Here is an 18,091-nt window from a genome sequence, read left to right on the forward strand (position 1 = left end):
GCTCAGAACGCGATGGTGGTGATGCGCGTCGCACCGCTGGGCGCAGGCCCTGCAAGTGCGCTGGCGTCCTGGCCCGTGCTGGTGGTCGACGGGGTGTTGACGTTGCGCGACGGCTGCGCAACCGCGACCGGCGTGCCACGCGAGCAGCTGGCGCGCGGCGGGGTCGTGCGCAGCTCGCAACCGCTGAGCAGGCGCAGGCCGATGTGCAGGCTGGAGTTGTCCGGGCCGCGGTTAGTGGACGCAGTTGCGGCAGCGGCGCTGCAAGCGAGGGCGACCAGCGTGAAGCACTTCAGGAAGGTGACCGGCGTCATGAAGGCAATCGTTTGCATTGGAGTCGTTACAAATAGCGACGCCCCCGAAGCGAACTTAATTAACGGTCAGTAAGTGATCGAGACAGTCACCGTGTCGGTATAGGCCCCCGCGATGGGTAGCTGCGGCGCCGGCGCGCGGCCATAGACGGTGACCGTTTGTGCGACCCCGTTGCCGGTGCCGGCCAGGGTGTCGACCCCGACCGTGGTGCCCCAGCGGTTGCTGCGGCCCGAGTCCTTGTAGAGCTCGTAGGTGATGAAGTTGGCGCTGCTGGCGTGGCGCATCCGTCGGGTGCCGCCGCTAGCGTTGACGCCGACGTCCAGGCCGATGTTCCAGGCGGTGCGGTTGGTGCAGGCCAGGCTGATGGTCGAACTGCGGTCGATCTGGGTGTCGATGCTGCCGGCGATGCTGCCGAAATCCAGATCGGTGGTGACATAGGTATTGCAGCGCGCCGGCACATTGGCCGAGGCGGTGAACGGGAACGCGTTGCTGGCGGTCTTGGCACCGCTGCCGCCCGTGTTGCAGTTGGCCGGCGGCTGGATGCCGCCGATGATGCTTTCGTTGTAGGCGTAGCGCATCACCGTATCGGCGCCGCCGAAGCTGCTGGTGTGGTTGCCCACCGACAGCGTCTGGCTGCCGGGAATGCGTCCGTAGAAGGTGACCGTGGTGGTCTGCGAGCCGCCGACCAGGATCGGTACCGAATAGGCGAAACTCAGCACCAGCGGTGACGGCGTGCTCGATCCGGTAGCGCCCCAGACCTGCGTGCGTGCCGCGTCGCTATAGATCTGATAGCTCAACGCATCGCTGGTGGCGTTGAGCATGCGGCGCGGCGTATACACGCCTGCGCTGGCACTGCCGGGCCCCAGGTCCAGGCACAGCGTCACCCGCGCCTGGCCCAGCACGCTGAGCGCGGTTGTGGCGCAGGACACGTTGAAGCTCGCGACCGCATCGGTGGCGCCATTGGCGGCCACGTTGCCGAAGGCCAAGGGCGTCCCCAACGTCACCGTGCAGGTGGTATCGGCATGCGCCGACTGGCTGGGCGTCAGCCAGAGCAGTGCAAGGCTCAGTGCAAGCAAGACCCGCCAGAGAGCCTGCACGCTCATGGCGTCGGCTCCGCGATGCAGCGCAACGGGCCGACCCGCGGAATGCGGCCGGCGTCGGCCGGATACGCGAACTGCGCGATGCAGCGGCCATCCGGCAACTCCACCAGGATGCGGTTGTCGTTCTGCAGATTGTCCAGATAGGTTTCGCCGTCGTAGCCGACCACCACGCGTTCGGCATCGCCTTCGCGTTGCGCCACGCTGCCCACCGGCACCGGCGTGCCATTTGCGTCGTGCAAGACGATCACCGCAGCCCGCACGCGGGTGATGCCGAAGCGCACCGCCACACCGGATTGCTGGCGCGGCGTCACCGTGGTGTCGACCCGATCCACGCGCAGGTCCGCCGGCAGGCTCAGCGTGTCGATCGATAGCTGATTGCGCTGCCACGATTGCAGCGGCGTCACCAACAAGGTGCCGCGTGCATCGGTGACCCCGATCAAGCGGTTTTCCAGCCTTACCGGAATGCCGGCCTGGCCGTCGGTGGACACCACCGCAAACGCGTCCTGGACGTCGCGCGCCGCAAAGCTGCGGCCGTCCATCCACACCAGGCTGCCGCTGGCGCTGGCATAGCCGAACTGGTCGCCGTCCTGGGTGGCGGCGCCGAAGTTGTAGCGGCCGACGCGGTTCAACCAGCCCAGCTCGGCCAGCCCGCCGCTGGCATCGTCGCCCGCGCGTGCCTGCACGCGCCAGCCGATGCCGCCCAGGTCGCCGTCGCCGGGTAGCGGCTGGCTGACATCGGCCACAAACCCGGTGCGATTGCCGTTGCGCTGCATCGACGCGCTGGCCTGGCGCAATTCGCCGAAGGTGGTGGACAGCGACAGATACAGGCTGCGGTCGCTGCGGATATCCAGGTTCTGGTTGCCGGATAGATTGGCGGCCCAGTTGCGCCCGAAGCTGCGCGACCAGAACACGCTGGCATAACGCGAGGTGTCGCCTTGCGGGTAGCTCAGGCGCACGTAGCTGGTGCCCAGCGAGCCGATCGGGTCGGCATTGACGCCGAATGCGGCGCGGTCGCTGACGCGCGCCGGCAGGCTGCCCTGCAACGCGCCGAGGTCGCGGTAATCGCCGTGGGTACGCTGGGTGCCCAGATTTACGTTGAAACGCCGGTTGTTCCATGCGTAGCCCAGCACGGACTGGCCGCCACGCAGCGCATGCATCCTGCTGTGCGCGTAGGCCGCATTGAACACGCCGCCAGCGCCGAGCAACCACACCCCGCCTGCGCCAGCATTGACCACGCCGCCGCCGGCTTCGGTGTGCGCCTCGATGGTGAAGTCGTCGCGCAGGCCCTTGCGCAAGCTGGCGCTGGCGACCGGCTGCGAGGCATAGGAAAACGAACGCACGCCATAGTCGCGGCGCAGATGGCCGATGCCTGCCGACCACTCGGAAATGCCGCGCGCCAGCAGTTGCGGCGTGCCGTAAAACGCGAAGTCCAGCCGACGCACCCGGCCGAAGGCATCGGTCACCACGATCTGCGCCTGCCCGGTGCCGCTGATGCCCGGTTGCGCGGCCAGTTGAAACGGCCCGGCCGGTACCTGGCCGCTGTATTGACGCAGGCCATCGACATACAGCTCCACCGTGGAGGGCACCGCCGCTTCGCCCAGAAAGCTGGGCGTCGGGGTCAGCACGCGATAGGGCTGCAGCGCGTAATTGCGGCCGATCTGCACGCCGCCCAGCCGCAGCGAACGGCTCCAGTCGACGAACCCGCTGTAGAAATCGCCCACCCGCAGGCTGGTGGCGCTGTCGGGGAAATCCATCTGCCAAGCGCTGTCCAGGCGCACCGCCTCGCTGCGCCAGCGTTGGTCCTGCGGGCGGTCGTAGGCCAGAAAAATGGCGGTGGTATCGACCATGCCGCGACCCAGGCCGAAGCCGCGCAGTTCGGTGGCCAGCGACATGCTGCTGGAGCCGGCATTGCGCGTGGCATAGAAGTCGTAATTGAGCAGCATGCCCGGCGATGCGGTGGCGCTGGGCGGGGCGGCTTCTTCGGCCTTGAGCACGGTGGTGGACAGCGACAGCTGTGCCAGCGGTACCTGCAGCGCCAGCCGCTGCAGCGCGGCGTCGTAGCGCACTTCCACATCGGGTAGCCGATCCAGATCGACTAATTCGCCGGGCAGGCGATCGGCCAGGATGAAGCCGAGTTTGCGCAGCGTTTCCACCGAGCCACGCAAATGGCCGTCGACCAGTTCGAACGGCGCCAGGCCGCGATCGGCCTGATTCAAGGTGACGTCCAGATACAGCGACTGCGGTTGTGTGGCGGCGCTTTGCGCAATCTGGTCGGGCAACGATGCGACATCGGCGAGATCGCCGGCCATGGCGTTCGCAAACCCGGTGGCGGTCGCAAGCAGCGTCATCGCCAGCCGGGCCGCATCACGGCGCCGTGGGCGCGGCCAACAAGGTGCGTTCGTCAGCCTCACCATTGATCCTTGCGACGATGGAGCCGCGGCCGAACTGCGCCAGCGGTGCGCCCAGCGACCAGCGCATGGTCTGGCCCGGTAACACGTAGCCGACCAAGCCGTTCAAGGTGGTCTTGGTTGCGCCATCGACCCGGTGCTGCAGATCGGCGACCTGCGCATGCCCGGAGCCGCTGTTGCTGATCTGGATCTGCGCATTGCCGTCGGTGCCGGCGATCACCTGCGCGCTCAGGGTGGGCGTGGGCTCGGCCTTGCCGGGTGGCAGGACGAAGATCGGCACCGAGTAGCGCAGCACGAACTGCATGCCCTTGCGATCGGCATCGGCGCTGGGCAGTTCGTCGACGATGATGCGGTAGCAGAGCTCCTGGCGAGTGGGCGCAGGCCCGGCGCGGATCACGCGAATCAGTTGGCGCTCGCCCGCAGCCAAGGTGCGCATCGGTGGGCTGATCAGGATTTCCTGGGTCGGATCGAGCTGGTCCTGCCCATCGCGCTGGGTCCAGCGATAGGCGCGGGTCTGCACCTGCACCGGCGCGCCGCCACTGTTGCTCAGCCATAGGCCGTCGGCGGTCTGTTCTGCGCTCAGGGTCAGCGAGGTCGGCGCCAGCTGCAGGCTGGCCGCCTGCGCAGGCGGCAACAGCCAGGCGCAGCTCAGCGACAGGCTCAGGGCGAGTCCAACCGGGACCAGCCACGCACGGAGGCGCGACGGCAGCTGTTGCGATGGCATGCGTGAGCTCAATAGACGATGGTCGCGGTGATCGTGTCCTGGTAGCTACCGGTCGCGGCGTTGTTGACCGACGGATTGGTCACACGACCGTAGACCGGGTAGACCTGGTTGATGCCGGTGGCGGTGCGGCTCAGGGTGTTGGTGCCGGTGGTGCTGCCCCACACCGTGCTGCGGCCCAGATCCTGATAGAGCTGATAGGCGATGAAGTTGTTGGTGGTGACCAGTGGGTCGGCGTTCTTCATGCGACGGGTGGTCACATCGTTGGCGGTGCCCGCGTTGCTGCCCGCGCTCAGCGCGATGTTGTAGGGCGTCAATGCGGTGCATTGGGCGGTCACGCTGCCGTTGGCATCGGCATTGGCGGTCGAGGTGGAGAGCACCGAGCCGAAGTCGACGTCCGTGGCGGAGGCGGCGGTGATGGTGCAGGCCTTGGTGACGGCGATCTTGACGTTGAAGGTGGTTGTATCTGCTGCCGTCGCCATGCCGATGGTCGAGAGCAGGCCGATGGAGAGCAGGACAGGGCAGACAGTGCGCATGGACATTTCCTTGACCGGTCAGGTCTTTGATGACGCGACAAGCTGTCGCCCTCCATGCAATGCATCAACTGTGCCAAACATAACTGCGAATTCATCTTGTATCTAGCTGTTTCGCTTGCATCTTTTGCGAAATTTGCGATGTCCTATTGATGACTTCGCTCGCAGGATTCTTGACGCAAGAGGAACTGCGTCACACATGAATAGGCGCTCGCGACGGTTTGCTGTTGCCCGGTCCGCTTGTGCTGTCGACACTGTGTCCTGCAAAAAACGCTGCCGCGGGTCGTTCAGATTCAGCCCGAATCGGCGATAATCGGGGTCATGAGCGTCAATCTAAAAACTAAAGAAGAAATCGAACTGATGCGCATCGCCGGCCGTCTGGCCGCCGAGGTGCTCGACATCGTTGGCCCGCACGTCAAGCCAGGCGTGACCACTGCCGAGCTCGACCGCATCTGCCACGACCACATCGTCAACGTGCAGGGCACCATTCCTGCAAACGTTGGCTATCGCGGCTTTCCCAAGAGCGTGTGCACCTCGGTCAATAACGTGATCTGTCACGGCATTCCGAGCGCGGCCAAGGTGTTGAAGGAAGGCGACATCGTCAATATCGATGTCACCGTGATCAAGGACGGCTGGCACGGCGACACCAGCCGCATGTATTACGTGGGCACGCCGTCGGTGATGGCCAAACGCCTGGTGGACACCACCTATGAAGCGATGTGGCGCGGCATCCGCGCGGTCAAGCCGGGCGCCACGCTGGGCGATGTGGGCCATGCGATCCAGAAGTTTGCCGAGGCCGAACGTTTCAGCGTGGTGCGCGATTACTGCGGCCACGGCATCGGCAAGGTCTATCACGACGAACCGCAGGTGATGCATTACGGCCGTCCGGGCGAAGGCCTGGTGCTCAAGCCGGGCATGACCTTCACCATCGAGCCGATGATCAACGAAGGCACCTATCACCATAAGACACTGCCCGACGGCTGGACCGTGGTCACCAAGGACCGCAAGTTGTCCGCGCAGTGGGAGCACATGGTCGCAGTGACCGAAGACGGCGTAGATGTGCTGACGCTGTCTGCCAATTCGCCCGCGCCGGTATGACGGCCACGCCGGCGGATCGACCCGACCCGGGCGTCGCCGGCGATGCGGAATGGGCCGCGCAGGCCCGTCCGCTGCTGGTGCACGCGGACATGCGGCTGTGCAAACGCTTCGATCAGGGCGAACCGATCGAACGTCTGGTTGCGCTACGCGCACGCGCGGTCGACCAGTTGATGCGCAACGCCTGGACCCGCTGCATTCCGGCCGATAGCGGCCTGTCGCTGCATGCGGTCGGTGGGTATGGCCGCGGCGAGCTGTTTCCGCGTTCGGACGTGGACGTGCTGGTGTTGGGCGACACCGCCGTGCAGCAACGCCACGAGCAGGCGCTGGCGCGGTTGTTCGCATTGTTGTGGGACGTTGGCCTGCCGATCAGTCATGCGGTTCGCTCGCCGGCGCAGTGCACCGCCGCTGCGATCGATCAGACCGTGCTCACCGCGTTGATCGAGTCGCGGCCGTTGGTAGCCGATGGCGATGCGCGTGCGGCACTGGCTGCGGCGATCGCACCGCAATGGGTGTGGCCGCCGCGCGATTTCTTCCAGGCCAAGCGCGAAGAATTGCTGGCACGGCATCAGCGCTTTGGTGACACCGCCGACAATCTCGAACCCGACATCAAGGACGGCCCGGGTGGCCTGCGCGATTTGCAGACCCTGGGCTGGATGGCGTTGCGCGCGTTCGGGGTCAAGGATCTGGAAGCATTGGTCGGGCTGGGCCATGTCGGCTTCGACGAAGCGGCTGCGTTGCGGCGCGAGCGCGAAGAATTGGCGCGGCTGCGCTTCGGGCTGCACATCGTGGCCAACCGGCCGGAAGAACGCCTGCGTTTCGATTATCAAAAGACCCTGGCGCAGCGGCTGGGCTTTGCCGACGACCCGGAAAGCCTGGGCGTGGAAAAAATGATGCAGCGCTTTTACCGCAGCGCTGCGTTGATCCGCCGGATCAGCGACCGGCTGCTGCAGCGCTTCGAAGAACAGTTCGATGGCGAGGCGGTACCGGAGCCGCTGGGCGACGGTTTCAGTCTGCGTCGCGGTTATCTGGCCGCCGATGCCGACAGCTGGCCGGACGGCGATGTGCTGCGGGTATTCGCACTGTTTGCGCAGTGGGCCGCGCATCGCGATGTGCGCGGGTTGCATTCGTTGACCGCACGCGCGCTGGCCGAAGTGCTGCAGCAACTGCCGGCATACGACGTGGCCGATGCCGCCACGCGCGACCGTTTCATGGCGCTGCTGCGCGGCCCGCGTGCGGTGGAAACGCTCAATCGCATGGCGCGGCTGGGTGTGCTGGGGCAGTGGATTCCGGCGTTTGCCAGTGTGTCCGGTCGCATGCAGTTCGATCTGTTTCACGTCTACACGGTGGACCAGCACACATTGATGGTGCTGCGGAACATCGCGCTGTTCGCCGCCGGCCGTGCGGACGAGCGTTTTTCGATCACCCACGAAGTCTGGCCGCGGCTGCGCAAGCCGGAATTGCTGCTGCTGGCCGGGTTGTTCCACGACATCGCCAAAGGCCGCGGTGGAGATCACTCCGAACTGGGCGCAGTGGATGCGCGCGCGTTCTGTCTTGCGCATCGGCTCAGCGAAGGCGATACCGAACTGGTGACCTGGCTGGTGGAGCAGCACCTGCGCATGTCGGTGACTGCGCAAAAGCAGGACATCTCCGACCCGGAGGTGATCCATCGCTTCGCCACCCTGGTCGGTACCCGCGAACGGCTGGATTATCTGTATCTGTTGACCTGCGCCGACATCGCCGGCACCAGCCCCAAGCTGTGGAATGCGTGGAAGGACCGGTTGCTGGCGGATCTGTATTTCGCCGCGCGTCGCGCGCTGCGCGAAGGCCTGGAACATCCGCCGCCGCGCGAGGAGCGCTTGCGCGAAGCGCGCGACTCCGCACGCGCGCTGATGCAGGCGCAAGGCCATGACGATGCCACCATCGACCGCCAGTTCGCCGGCATGCCGGACGAAAACTTCCTGCGCTTCCGTCCCGAGCAGCTTGCCTGGCAGGCCGTCTCGCTGATCGAAGTGCAGATCGGCCAGACCCTGGTCAAAGCGCGTCGTGCGGTGCCGGACAACGATGCGTTGGAACTGTTCGTGTATTCGCCAGACCGCGATGGCCTGTTTTCGGCGATCGTCGCCACGCTGGATCGCAAGGGCTACGGCATCCATCGCGCGCGCGTGCTAGACGCGCCGCACGACGCAATCTTCGACGTGTTCGAAGTGCTGCCGCAGGAAGGCTATGCCGATGGCGATCCGCAGCGTCTTGCCGCCGCGCTACGCCAGGTGCTGGCCGGCGACCTGCAAAAAGTACGGCCATCGCGGCGTGCCGTGCCGCGCCAGTTGCGGCATTTCCGCTTTGCGCCGCGTGTGGAATTCAGTGAAAGCGCCGGCGGCCGCCGCACCCGCATCAGTCTGGTCGCCCCCGATCGCCCCGGGCTGCTCGCCGATGTGGCGTATGTCCTGCGCATGCAACATCTGCGCGTGCACGACGCGCGCATCGCCACCTTTGGCGAGCGTGCGGAAGATCAGTTCCAGATCACCGACGAGCACGATCGCCCGTTGTCCGAATCCGCCCGGCAGGCCCTGCGCGATGCGTTGTGCGCCTGTCTCGACCCCGCCTAGTACGTCCGGAGACCCCCATGGCCACCACCAAGAAGACCGCGCGCAAGCCCGGCGCGACCACCGCCAGCGCCGCACCCAAGCGCGCAGCCACCTCCACCGCCAAGGCCGGCAAGACGCCCGCAGCGGACACGACCAAGCCGGTCGCGAGCGTCGGCAAGAAGGGCGCCGTCAAGACGGCGGCGGTCAAGACCGCGCCGGTCAAGAACACCGCTGTAAACAAGGCTGCTGTAAAGAAGACTGCTGAAAAGAAGGCCGCCAGTGCACCGCGCGTGGCCAAGCAGGCGACCGGCGTGGTGTCGGCGCCAGCTGCAAAGAAAGCGGCCGCTGCGAAGAAACTGCCGATTGCCGTGCAGAGCGCGGCAACCCATGTGGGCAGCGATGAACTGAAGTTCGGCATCGAAAGCGCCTTCGAGCGCCGCGCCACCTTGACGATGGATGAGATCGACGGCTCCACCCGCGCGATCGTCACCCGCGTGATCGATGGCCTGGAAAGCGGCGAATTCCGCGTGGCCGAGCCGGACGGGCAGGGCGGCTGGACCGTCAACGAGTGGTTGAAGAAAGCCGTGCTGCTGTATTTCCGCGTCAACGAGATGGCGGTGATTGACGCGCAGCCGGCGCCGTTCTGGGACAAGGTGGAATCGCGCTTTGCCGGCTTCCATGAAGCCGACTTCCGCAAGGCCGGCGTGCGCGTGGTGCCCGGTGCGGTCGCGCGTCGCGGCACCTATTTCGGCAAGGACGTGGTGCTGATGCCGAGCTTCACCAATATCGGCGCCTATGTCGGCGAAGGCACCATGGTCGACACTTGGGCAACGGTGGGCTCGTGCGCGCAGATCGGCAAGCACTGCCATCTGTCCGGCGGTGCCGGCATCGGTGGCGTGCTCGAACCGCTGCAGGCCAGCCCGACCATCATCGAAGACCATTGCTTCATTGGCGCGCGGTCGGAAGTGGTCGAAGGTGTGGTCATCGGCCATCACAGCGTAATCGGCATGGGCGTGTTCATTTCGCAGAGCACACGCATCTATAACCGCGCCACCGGCGAGATTTCCTACGGCTATGTGCCGCCCTACAGCGTGGTGGTGTCTGGTCAGCTGCCGTCCAAGGACGGTTCGCATTCGCTGTATTGCGCAGTGATCGTCAAGCAGGTGGATGCCAGGACACGCAGCAAGACCAGCGTTAACGAGCTGCTGCGCGGTCTGGCCGATTGAGTACCGCACCCGCATCCGCCGGCACCCTGCTGTCGCGTCCGGGCAGTGGCTGGATCCGGTGGGGCATCCCGGCCCTGTGGCTGGGATGGGCTGCGGTCTACGTGGCGGGCTCGCTGGCGCGCGACGGCGTGCCGCAGCAGCTGGACGTGCTGCGCTGGCTGGCGCCTGTCGCCATGCTTGGGCTGACCGTGCGGCATATCGTGTTGTGCAGGCGATGGGCGCAGGTGCGCGATGCCGGCGATGCGCTGGAGATCGTGCAGCAGGGGCGGTCGCAGCGTGTGGACCTTGCACAGTTGCGTGCGGTCGATCCGGCCTGGCTGGTTCCACCGGTACGGCTGGCGTTGAAATTCCACAGTGAGCGCGCACGGGTGGTGTTCCTGCCTGCGCACGGGCAAGACCCCACCGCGTTGGCCACCACCTTGCTGGCGCGTGCGGGCGCGCACCATGCAGTTGAAGAGAGCACGACATGACCACGTTGTATGGATTGAAGAACTGCGACACCTGCAAAAAGGCCACCAAGTGGCTGGACCGCTTCGGTGTCGCTTACACGTTTGTGGATTACCGCGACAACAAGCCGTCGCCGGAGACACTGTTGGAGTGGGCCGGCAAAGCGGGCGGATTCGATGCCTTGATCAACAAGTCGTCCACCACCTGGCGGCAGTTGCCTGACAACAAGAAGGCGCCCGGCTCGGAGGCGGAGTGGAAGCTGTTATTGCGCGAGTATCCGCAGTTGATCCGCCGGCCGGTGGTCGTCACCGATGATGGTGCATTGACCCAGGGCTTTTCCGATAACGGCTTCAAGAAAGCGTTTGGTGTGGGCTGAGCAGCTGCAGTCGCGACGCTGCCGGCAATGCCGCCGCAGCGGTGGCTGCTGCGGTGGCGAAAGACGGCCATGCTGGTTGCAGCTTGCTGCAGCGTAGACCGCCGTACCACGACGCACCGCGCGCGGTGATCAACGCGCGCGGCGCGGACATGGTCAGTGCGCTTGCTCTACGCTGTCCATGATCCATCCACGCCGCTGGTGCGGCCTCGCTATGGTGATGTTTCGATGAGTGATGTGCTGGATCTGACCCGTGATTTGATTGCGCGCGCCTCGGTGACCCCGGTGGATGCCGGCTGCCAGGCCGTAATCGCGCAGCGCCTGGCCGCTGCCGGATTCGCCTGCGAGCACCTGCGCTTGGGCGAAGTCGATAATCTGTGGGCCACGCACGGCAGTGGCGCGCCGGTGCTGGTGCTGCTTGGGCATACCGATGTGGTGCCGCCTGGCCCGCGCGAAGCGTGGACCAGCGATCCGTTCGATCCGCAGATCCGCGATGGCGTGCTGTACGGGCGTGGTGCCGCCGATATGAAAGGCAGCGTGGCTGCCTTCGTGATTGCCGCCGAGCAGTTTGTTGCGGCCCATGCGGAGCACCCCGGTACGTTGGCGGTGTTGTTGACCTCCGACGAGGAAGGCGATGCCATCGATGGTGTGCGGCGTGTGGCCGATCTGTTCCGCGAACGTGGGCAAGCGATCGATTGGTGCATCACCGGCGAGCCTTCGTCCACCGAGCGACTGGGCGACCTGCTGCGGGTTGGACGCCGCGGTAGCCTGTCCGGCACGCTGACCGTCAACGGCGTGCAGGGCCATGTGGCGTATCCGCACAAGGCGCGCAACCCGATCCATCTGGCAGCGCCCGCGTTGGCCGAATTGGTCGCACGGCGCTGGGACGACGGCTTCGAAAGTTTCCCGCCCACCAGTCTGCAGATTTCCAACATCCATGCCGGCACCGGTGCCAACAACGTGATCCCCGGCGAGCTGCAGGTCGCCTTCAATCTGCGTTACACCCCGCAGTGGGATGCGCCGCGGCTGGAAGCAGAAATCACTGCGGTGCTGGATCGCCATGCGCTGGATTACACGGTGCGCTGGCACCGCAGCGGCGAGCCGTTCTACACCCCGGAGGGGCGCCTGCGCAGCGTCGCGCGCGAAGTGTTGGGCCAGTTCGCCGGCGCGCCGCCGGAGGAGAGCACCGGCGGTGGCACCTCCGATGCGCGCTTCATCGCGCCGCTGGGCGCGCAATGCATCGAGGTCGGCCCGGTCAACGCGTCGATCCACCAGGTCGACGAGCATGTGCGCGTGGCCGATCTGGAGGCGCTGCCGTCGCTGTACCGCACGCTTGTCGAACGCTTGTTGATCGGTTGAGCAAGCGCTGCGCCGCCGTCGTTGCCGCTGAAACAGTTGCGCCAGCGAAAACGAACGGTTAGCGTCGGTTACATGGTCATCCACCTCGCCAAGCTTAATAACGCCAACCGCAACACGCTGCGCGCGAATAATCGTGCGCGGCCGATGCGGGTCTGCGACTAGGCGAAGTACATCCAAACGCCCAGGAATCAGAAAACCCGCATCGGCCGATGCGGGTTTTTTTTTGGGCGTCACTTCCAAGCAGCATGCTCGTCCACCGGCCATCCATCCCCGCAGTTTCATCAGGAGTGTTTCCATGTGTTCCATCTTCGGCATTTTCGGCCTGCAACCCGGCGACGATCTGCGGGCCCTGCGCCGGCAGGCGCTGGAATGTTCGCAGCGGCAGCGGCATCGCGGTCCGGACTGGAGCGGCGTGTATGTCGACACCGGCGCGATCCTGGTGCACGAGCGGCTTGCCATCGTCGACCCGGCCGGCGGCTCGCAGCCCTTGCTCTCGGAAGATGGGCAGCTGGCCTTGGCGGTGAATGGCGAAATCTATAACCATCGCGAACTCAAGCAGGAGCTGCAGCAGCCGTACGCCTTCCAGACCGGTTCCGATTGCGAGGTGATCAACGCGCTGTATCGCGAAGATGCACCGGCCTCGTATCTCAACCGCCTCAACGGCATCTTTGCGTTCGCACTGTGGGACAAGGCGGCCGGGCGCGTGATCATTGCGCGCGACCCGATCGGCGTGGTGCCGCTGTACTGGGGGCATGATCGCGAAGGCCGCCTGCGCGTGGCCTCCGAGCTGAAATCGCTGGTGGACGATTGCGCCGATGCCGCACAGTTTCCGCCGGGCCATTGGTACGACAGCGCCACCGGCGCATTGAGCCGCTACTACGAACGCGCCTGGCGCGAATACGGCGAAGTGGAAGGCGTGCAGGTGCAACTGCAGGAATTGCGCGAAGCCTTCGAGCGGGCGGTGCATCGTCAGTTGATGACCGACGTGCCGTACGGCGTGTTGCTCTCGGGCGGCCTGGATTCGTCGTTGGTCGCAGCCGTCGCCGCGCGCTATGCACGGCATCGCATCGAAGAAAACGACACCACCGAAGCCTGGTGGCCGCGGCTGCATTCGTTCGCGATCGGCTTGAAAGGCTCGCCCGATCTTGCCGCTGCAGAAGTGGCCGCCGCAGCGCTGGGTACCGTGCACCACGGGTTCGAATACACCTTCGAAGAGGGCCTGGACGCGTTGCCGGAAGTGATCCGTCACATCGAAACCTACGACGTCACCACCATTCGCGCGTCCACGCCGATGTTTCTGCTGGCGCGGCGCATCAAGGCGATGGGCGTCAAGATGGTGCTGTCGGGCGAAGGCAGCGACGAAATCTTTGGTGGCTATCTGTACTTCCACAAAGCACCGAACGCGCGCGAATTCCATGAGGAATTGGTACGCAAGCTGGATGCACTCAACAACTTCGATTGCCTGCGCGCCAACAAGTCGATGATGGCCTGGGGCGTTGAGCCACGCGTGCCGTTCCTGGACCGCGAGTTCCTGGATGTGGCCATGCGCATGGATGCCAGCTTCAAGATGATCGACAAGACCAGCACCGGCGCCACGCGTATGGAAAAGGGCGTGCTGCGCGAAGCATTCGCCGGTTATCTGCCGGAATCGATCCTGTGGCGGCAGAAAGAGCAGTTCAGCGATGGCGTTGGCTACGGCTGGATCGATGGGCTCAAGGCGCATGCCGCCGCGCATGTGAGCGACCGCGAGCTGGCTGCGGCCGACCGGCGTTTTCCGGTTAACCCGCCGCAGACCAAGGAAGCGTATTTCTATCGCAGCCTGTTCGAGCAGTTTTTCCCGAGCCGGGCGGCCGCAGAAACCGTGCCGGGCGGCAAGTCGATTGCGTGCTCGTCGCCGACCGCGATTGCCTGGGATGCGAGTTTTGCGGCAATGGCCGACCCGTCGGGCCGTGCGATCGCTGGCGTGCACGAACAGGCACTGGCCTCGTAACGCGCGTTGCAACTGCAGCGGCCGGCATGCGCCAACGCGCTGCCGGCCGCCCTGTAGTACAGGTGTTTATTGCTCGTGGCGCACGCAATAGCCGTAGCGCTGCGGCTCGATATCCACACCGGCCACATCGGCCTGGTTGTTGCGCCACAGGTTGGGCTTGAAGTCGGCCGCAGTGCAGTTGGCGGCACGGTCCACACCGATGGTGTAGGTGAACGGCGTATTGGAGAAGCGGTTGTTCTCGAACACGTTGTCCTGACTCATGCTGTTGTCCCAGCACAGGATTTCCGGCGTGCGATAGCGGATGGCGCAGGCCAGGAACACGCCGGCCACCTTGTTGCCATCGAACACGTTGTTGCTGAAGCGGTTGCGCCGCGCATCGGACAGATAGATGCCCTGGCTGCCGTTACGCTCGAAGCGGTTGTTGCGGATCTCGCTGTCTTCCAGATGTTCGGTGGTCAACCCGGCCGCCACGTTGTCGTGGATGTAGTTGTTGACCATGGTGACCTTGGCGGTGCGGTTGAACGACACGCCGTCCCAGATCGCGCCGGACACATCGTTGTTTTCGATGGTAATCTCGCGCGTGTCGTATTCGCTCAACAGACAGGCGCTACGGCACTTGTTGACCTGCAACCCAGCCAGGCGAATGCCTTGGCCGGAGCGCACCACCACCGCGCTGTTGCTCAGGTACGGGCGCTCGGGCATGAATTCCTTGTCGCCGGTGCTGGCAACGATCTGCATGTCTTCGATGCTGACATTGCGGATCACGCCGGTCGGCTGCTGATTTTCGTAGTCGCCCACCACCAGTGCCGGTTGCTGCACGCCATCGGCCATACGCAAGACTGTGCTTGGGCCTTTGCCGCGCAAGGTCAGGTTGCCGCGGTGGATCGAGACCAGCCCACGCAGCGGAAATTCGCCTTTTTCCAGGCACAACACCGACGGCGTATCGCCTTGCGGCAGTTTATCGATGGCCTTTTGCAGATCCTGCCCCGGCTTCACCTTGGCGGTGCAGCTGGCGACAGGCGCGTCGGGTGGGCCGGATTTGGCCGGTGGTGCGGCCGAGCAGGCGGCTGCAAACACCAGGGGCAACAGGGCGGAAACGGAGCGGGCAAGCTGAGGCATGCGGATTCCGGTCAGTGAGGGGAGGGGGGCGATCGGTGTGGAGAGATCTCCAGATCGCGACGGCCTCTAGTGTGTCCCACCAAACGTTAAGTTCCAGCCCATGACCGCCTGCGCGATTCGGCGCAGGTTCATTGCGTGGCAATCGTGCGCAGTGCAACTGTGCTTCAACGCGCAGTTGCGGCGGTGGCGAGTGCGTGTTGCATGGACGCAAGCGTGATCGTGATGGCGATGCTTGCCGGAGGGCAACGCCGGCGTTGCAAGCGTCCGTGCTGCAGATGTTTGAGCGACGAGTCGCCGTGCTCAGAAGGTATAGGCCAACTGCGCATAGATGCGTCGCGGCTCACCCGGAAAGTGCCCGCCACGCGCATTGAAGCCGCTCATCGCGTACACCTTGTCGAATAGATTCTTGACGTTGATCTGCAGCTTCCATGCGTCCCACTGCGTCTGCCAGCTGATGTCGTAGATGGCGTACGGCTTGACGCGCTGGCCGTCCAGGCTGACGCGCTCGCCCACGTAGTCGGCGCCGAAGGCCACCGCCGAGCGCCAGGCCGTCAAGTCGTAGCGGGTCCACAGCCCGAGCGTGTTGCGTGGTGCATTGGCGAAGCGATCGCCCGATGCATTGGTGATGCCGTCGCTACCGGCATCGAGCACGCGCGCATCGTTGTAGGCGTAGGTCAGGTTGAGCACCCAGCGCTGGGTCAGATCGGCCAGCAGGTCGACCTCCAGCCCTTCGCTGCGCACCAGGCCCAGCGCAGATAGTTGGTTGACGCCATCGACGACGCTGCCATTGGCCTGCACGATGTTGCTGCGCTCGATGCGATACAGCGCGGTGTTGAGCGTCAAGCCGCCATCGTTGAGCGCGGTCTTCAGGCCAAGCTCCCATTGTTTGCTGCGCTCCGGGTCGAACGGCCCGCCGACGCTCGGATCCTGATTTGCCGCGTCCTGCGGCACAAACCCGCTGGCATAACTCGCATAGGCATTGACGCCATCGCGCAGCACGAAGGTGCTGCCCACGCGCCAGCTGAGGTCGTTGCCGGTAATGCGCGAGCCATCCAGCAGGTTGTCGTCCTTGAAGCCATCCCAGCGCAGTCCGGCCATCGCATACCAGCGTGGGGTCAGCGTCAGTTCGTCCTGCAGATACGCGCCGTAGCGCAGGCTACGCGTGCTGGTGGTACGCCAGGGCAGCGTGTCCAGGCCGTAATCGTAAAAGCCGCTACGCCCGTAGACCGGGTTGAACAGGTCGATGCCCGGCACCGGCCCGCGCACGCGTCCGCTATCTGCGGTATTGGCTGTTTGTGCGCGGAAATCGGCGTCCAGGCGATAGTAATCGGCGCCCATCAGCAGCTTGTGTGCGATGGCACCGGTGCTGGTGCGGAACACCGCATTGACGTTGCTGGAAATGGCATCGTTGTCGCGGTACTGGTTGCGCAACTGCCGCGTCATCCACTCGGCGGTGCCGTCGCGATCGCGGTCGATCAAGCCCATCGGCTCGTGATAGATCTGGTGCTCATCGTTTTTGAACCAGCGCAGCGCCATGTCCACATCCCACGCACTGGAGGGCGCAAACCGATACTGCGCGAAGGCGACCTTGGCGCGCATGTCGAGAAAATCGGTGGGTTCGTTGTGGTTCCAGCGACGGTCGGTGAGGAAGTTGCCGTCGTCATCGACCGGCACGCCGCGCAGGCGATTGCCGCCCAGGTCCTGGGTGATATCGGTGTATTGCAGGGTGAGCTCGCCGGTGTCGCCGACATCGAAGGCCACTGAGGCATCGCCGATCTGGCTTTGGCTATCGGTGTTCCGGCGAAAGCCATCCTCGCCATCGGCATAGGCGCCGATGCGATAGCGGATGCGGCCGTCTTCGCGTGCCGGACCAGTGGCTTCGAACGACGCTGCGCCGAACGATTGATTGCCCAGCTGCAGCTCCACCCGCCGCTGCGGCTGGTGCGCAGGCTTGCGGGTGACGTAATTGATGACGCCGCCGGGTTCGCCGCCGCCATACAACGCACCGGCCGGACCCTTGAGCACTTCCACGCGTTCGATGTTGAACAGCTGCGGCACCGAAAAACCGGCATACGGATCGCCACGCAGACCGTCATACAGCACGTTTTCCTGGCGAAAACCCCGCAAGGTGACGCCCGCGTAGCTGAAGAAACTGATGCCGCTGATGCTGCGATACAGATCGGTGATCTGGCGCGCGGCCTGGTCGTCGATCAACTCGCGCGGCAGCACCTGCACCGATTGCGGCACCAGCGCCAGCGGCGTGTCGGTACGCGTGGCGACCGCTGCATCGTCGGATTTGTATAACGTCTGCGCCCGACCGACCACGTTGACGCCATCCAGTTCGGTGACCGCAGGCGAGGTGCTGGTGTGCTGAGCGAAAGCGGAGGGCGAGGGCAGGGCGAGCGCAGCGGTCAGCGCGGTGACAAGAAGCGTGGGGCGCATTGGTCGTTAATGATAATGGTTATCAAATGCATCTTATCATGATGTGCTCGCTTGATCACATGCCCTGCCAGCCGTGCGGATGCCTGGACGCTGAAACGTGCAGATGTGCGAGGTGCAGCATCCAAAACGCCAAACGCCAAACGCCAAACGCACCTCATAGGCGTGGCTAACAGAACGTAGCGAGCAGTCGTCAGGCGGGTGCGCGGAGTAACCGGAGCGTACGCGTGGTCCATACCGCATCGAGCACCGGCCGCGCCCGCCTGGTGGCTGCACAGTCATTTTGTTAGTTGCTTTAAATGCAGACGTCAGAAGTGCAGCGCTCTCCTGCTTCCGATGGGAGAAGGTGCCCGAAGGGCGGATGAGGGGACACACGAAGCCTCG

General features: G+C 64.9%; 14 protein-coding genes and 1 other RNA gene. 7 read left to right on the top strand and 8 right to left on the bottom strand.

The window, feature by feature from the left end:
* Positions 1-2 precede the first annotated feature (2 nt).
* Genes ABQU90_RS03660 through ABQU90_RS03680 form a run of 5 tightly spaced genes read right to left on the bottom strand, consistent with a single transcriptional unit; the run spans position 3 to position 5,074 of the window.
* Positions 3-329 (bottom strand): hypothetical protein, encoded by a 327-nt coding sequence (locus ABQU90_RS03660; protein ID WP_055845111.1) that lies wholly within the window; start codon positions 327-329, stop codon positions 3-5.
* A 48-nt stretch (positions 330-377) separates the two neighbouring features.
* Positions 378-1,412: a Csu type fimbrial protein gene (locus tag ABQU90_RS03665; RefSeq protein WP_323522014.1), complete on the bottom strand. Its 1,035-nt coding sequence runs from the start codon at positions 1,410-1,412 to the stop codon at positions 378-380.
* Positions 1,409-3,757: a fimbria/pilus outer membrane usher protein gene (locus ABQU90_RS03670; RefSeq protein WP_323522016.1), complete on the bottom strand. Its 2,349-nt coding sequence runs from the start codon at positions 3,755-3,757 to the stop codon at positions 1,409-1,411. Before ABQU90_RS03670 ends, ABQU90_RS03665 begins: the two co-directional genes overlap by 4 nt.
* Positions 3,758-3,773: 16 nt before the next feature.
* Entirely contained in the window at positions 3,774-4,541 is a 768-nt protein-coding gene (locus ABQU90_RS03675) for a fimbrial biogenesis chaperone (RefSeq protein WP_311240310.1), read from the bottom strand.
* 8 nt (positions 4,542-4,549) lie between these two features.
* Positions 4,550-5,074, bottom strand: coding sequence for a Csu type fimbrial protein (locus tag ABQU90_RS03680; protein ID WP_323522018.1), 525 nt, complete (start codon positions 5,072-5,074; stop codon positions 4,550-4,552).
* Between the two features lie 318 nt (positions 5,075-5,392).
* On the opposite strand from ABQU90_RS03680, the gene map reads away from it, so the two are divergent.
* From map to asnB, 7 genes are all read left to right on the top strand, one after another.
* Complete coding sequence (map, locus tag ABQU90_RS03685; RefSeq protein WP_055845099.1) at positions 5,393-6,169, top strand: type I methionyl aminopeptidase; 777 nt, start codon at positions 5,393-5,395, stop codon at positions 6,167-6,169.
* A complete protein-coding gene (locus tag ABQU90_RS03690) occupies positions 6,166-8,775 on the top strand; it encodes a [protein-PII] uridylyltransferase (RefSeq protein WP_115527448.1) in 2,610 nt (869 codons plus the stop codon). Before map ends, ABQU90_RS03690 begins: the two co-directional genes overlap by 4 nt.
* A 17-nt stretch (positions 8,776-8,792) precedes the next feature.
* Positions 8,793-9,980, top strand: coding sequence for a 2,3,4,5-tetrahydropyridine-2,6-dicarboxylate N-succinyltransferase (gene dapD, locus ABQU90_RS03695; protein ID WP_323522020.1), 1,188 nt, complete (start codon positions 8,793-8,795; stop codon positions 9,978-9,980).
* The gene (locus ABQU90_RS03700; RefSeq protein WP_323522022.1) at positions 9,977-10,450 is read left to right on the top strand and encodes a hypothetical protein; all 474 of its coding nucleotides are present in this window, start codon (positions 9,977-9,979) and stop codon (positions 10,448-10,450) included. Before dapD ends, ABQU90_RS03700 begins: the two co-directional genes overlap by 4 nt.
* Entirely contained in the window at positions 10,447-10,803 is a 357-nt protein-coding gene (locus ABQU90_RS03705) for an arsenate reductase (RefSeq protein ID WP_115561709.1), read from the top strand. Before ABQU90_RS03700 ends, ABQU90_RS03705 begins: the two co-directional genes overlap by 4 nt.
* A gap of 225 nt (positions 10,804-11,028) precedes the next feature.
* A complete protein-coding gene (gene dapE / locus ABQU90_RS03710; protein ID WP_115514403.1) occupies positions 11,029-12,159 on the top strand; it encodes a succinyl-diaminopimelate desuccinylase in 1,131 nt (376 codons plus the stop codon).
* A 295-nt stretch (positions 12,160-12,454) separates the two neighbouring features.
* Positions 12,455-14,149, top strand: a complete 1,695-nt coding sequence (gene asnB / locus ABQU90_RS03715; protein WP_323522025.1) for an asparagine synthase B — start codon at positions 12,455-12,457, stop codon at positions 14,147-14,149.
* 66 nt (positions 14,150-14,215) lie between these two features.
* Here asnB and hpaM read toward each other — a convergent pair whose 3' ends face one another.
* The 3 genes from hpaM to ABQU90_RS03730 all read right to left on the bottom strand — a co-directional run bounded on the left by hpaM (position 14,216) and on the right by ABQU90_RS03730 (position 17,943).
* On the bottom strand, positions 14,216-15,268 hold the full coding sequence (hpaM, locus tag ABQU90_RS03720; protein ID WP_055845076.1) for a type III secretion-associated outer membrane-bound protein HpaM: 1,053 nt from the start codon (positions 15,266-15,268) through the stop codon (positions 14,216-14,218).
* Between the two features lie 300 nt (positions 15,269-15,568).
* Entirely contained in the window at positions 15,569-17,710 is a 2,142-nt protein-coding gene (locus tag ABQU90_RS03725) for a TonB-dependent siderophore receptor (protein ID WP_323522026.1), read from the bottom strand.
* 164 nt (positions 17,711-17,874) lie between these two features.
* Positions 17,875-17,943: non-coding RNA, sX9 sRNA (locus ABQU90_RS03730), on the bottom strand.
* Between the last annotated feature and the right edge of the window lie 148 nt (positions 17,944-18,091).

This window comes from Xanthomonas sp. WHRI 10207, from assembly GCF_040202975.1.
GTDB lineage: Bacteria > Pseudomonadota > Gammaproteobacteria > Xanthomonadales > Xanthomonadaceae > Xanthomonas.

What these genes read in the sequence shown, in the direction of transcription:
- ABQU90_RS03660 (WP_055845111.1), bottom strand. Translation starts at nt 329, where the DNA reads ATGCAAACGATTGCCTTCATGACGCCGGTCACCTTCCTGAAGTGCTTC.
- ABQU90_RS03665 (WP_323522014.1), bottom strand. Translation starts at nt 1,412, where the DNA reads ATGAGCGTGCAGGCTCTCTGGCGGGTCTTGCTTGCACTGAGCCTTGCA.
- ABQU90_RS03670 (WP_323522016.1), bottom strand. Translation starts at nt 3,757, where the DNA reads ATGACGCTGCTTGCGACCGCCACCGGGTTTGCGAACGCCATGGCCGGC.
- ABQU90_RS03675 (WP_311240310.1), bottom strand. Translation starts at nt 4,541, where the DNA reads ATGCCATCGCAACAGCTGCCGTCGCGCCTCCGTGCGTGGCTGGTCCCG.
- ABQU90_RS03680 (WP_323522018.1), bottom strand. Translation starts at nt 5,074, where the DNA reads ATGCGCACTGTCTGCCCTGTCCTGCTCTCCATCGGCCTGCTCTCGACC.
- map (WP_055845099.1), top strand. Translation starts at nt 5,393, where the DNA reads ATGAGCGTCAATCTAAAAACTAAAGAAGAAATCGAACTGATGCGCATC.
- ABQU90_RS03690 (WP_115527448.1), top strand. Translation starts at nt 6,166, where the DNA reads ATGACGGCCACGCCGGCGGATCGACCCGACCCGGGCGTCGCCGGCGAT.
- dapD (WP_323522020.1), top strand. Translation starts at nt 8,793, where the DNA reads ATGGCCACCACCAAGAAGACCGCGCGCAAGCCCGGCGCGACCACCGCC.
- ABQU90_RS03705 (WP_115561709.1), top strand. Translation starts at nt 10,447, where the DNA reads ATGACCACGTTGTATGGATTGAAGAACTGCGACACCTGCAAAAAGGCC.
- dapE (WP_115514403.1), top strand. Translation starts at nt 11,029, where the DNA reads ATGAGTGATGTGCTGGATCTGACCCGTGATTTGATTGCGCGCGCCTCG.
- asnB (WP_323522025.1), top strand. Translation starts at nt 12,455, where the DNA reads ATGTGTTCCATCTTCGGCATTTTCGGCCTGCAACCCGGCGACGATCTG.
- hpaM (WP_055845076.1), bottom strand. Translation starts at nt 15,268, where the DNA reads ATGCCTCAGCTTGCCCGCTCCGTTTCCGCCCTGTTGCCCCTGGTGTTT.
- ABQU90_RS03725 (WP_323522026.1), bottom strand. Translation starts at nt 17,710, where the DNA reads ATGCGCCCCACGCTTCTTGTCACCGCGCTGACCGCTGCGCTCGCCCTG.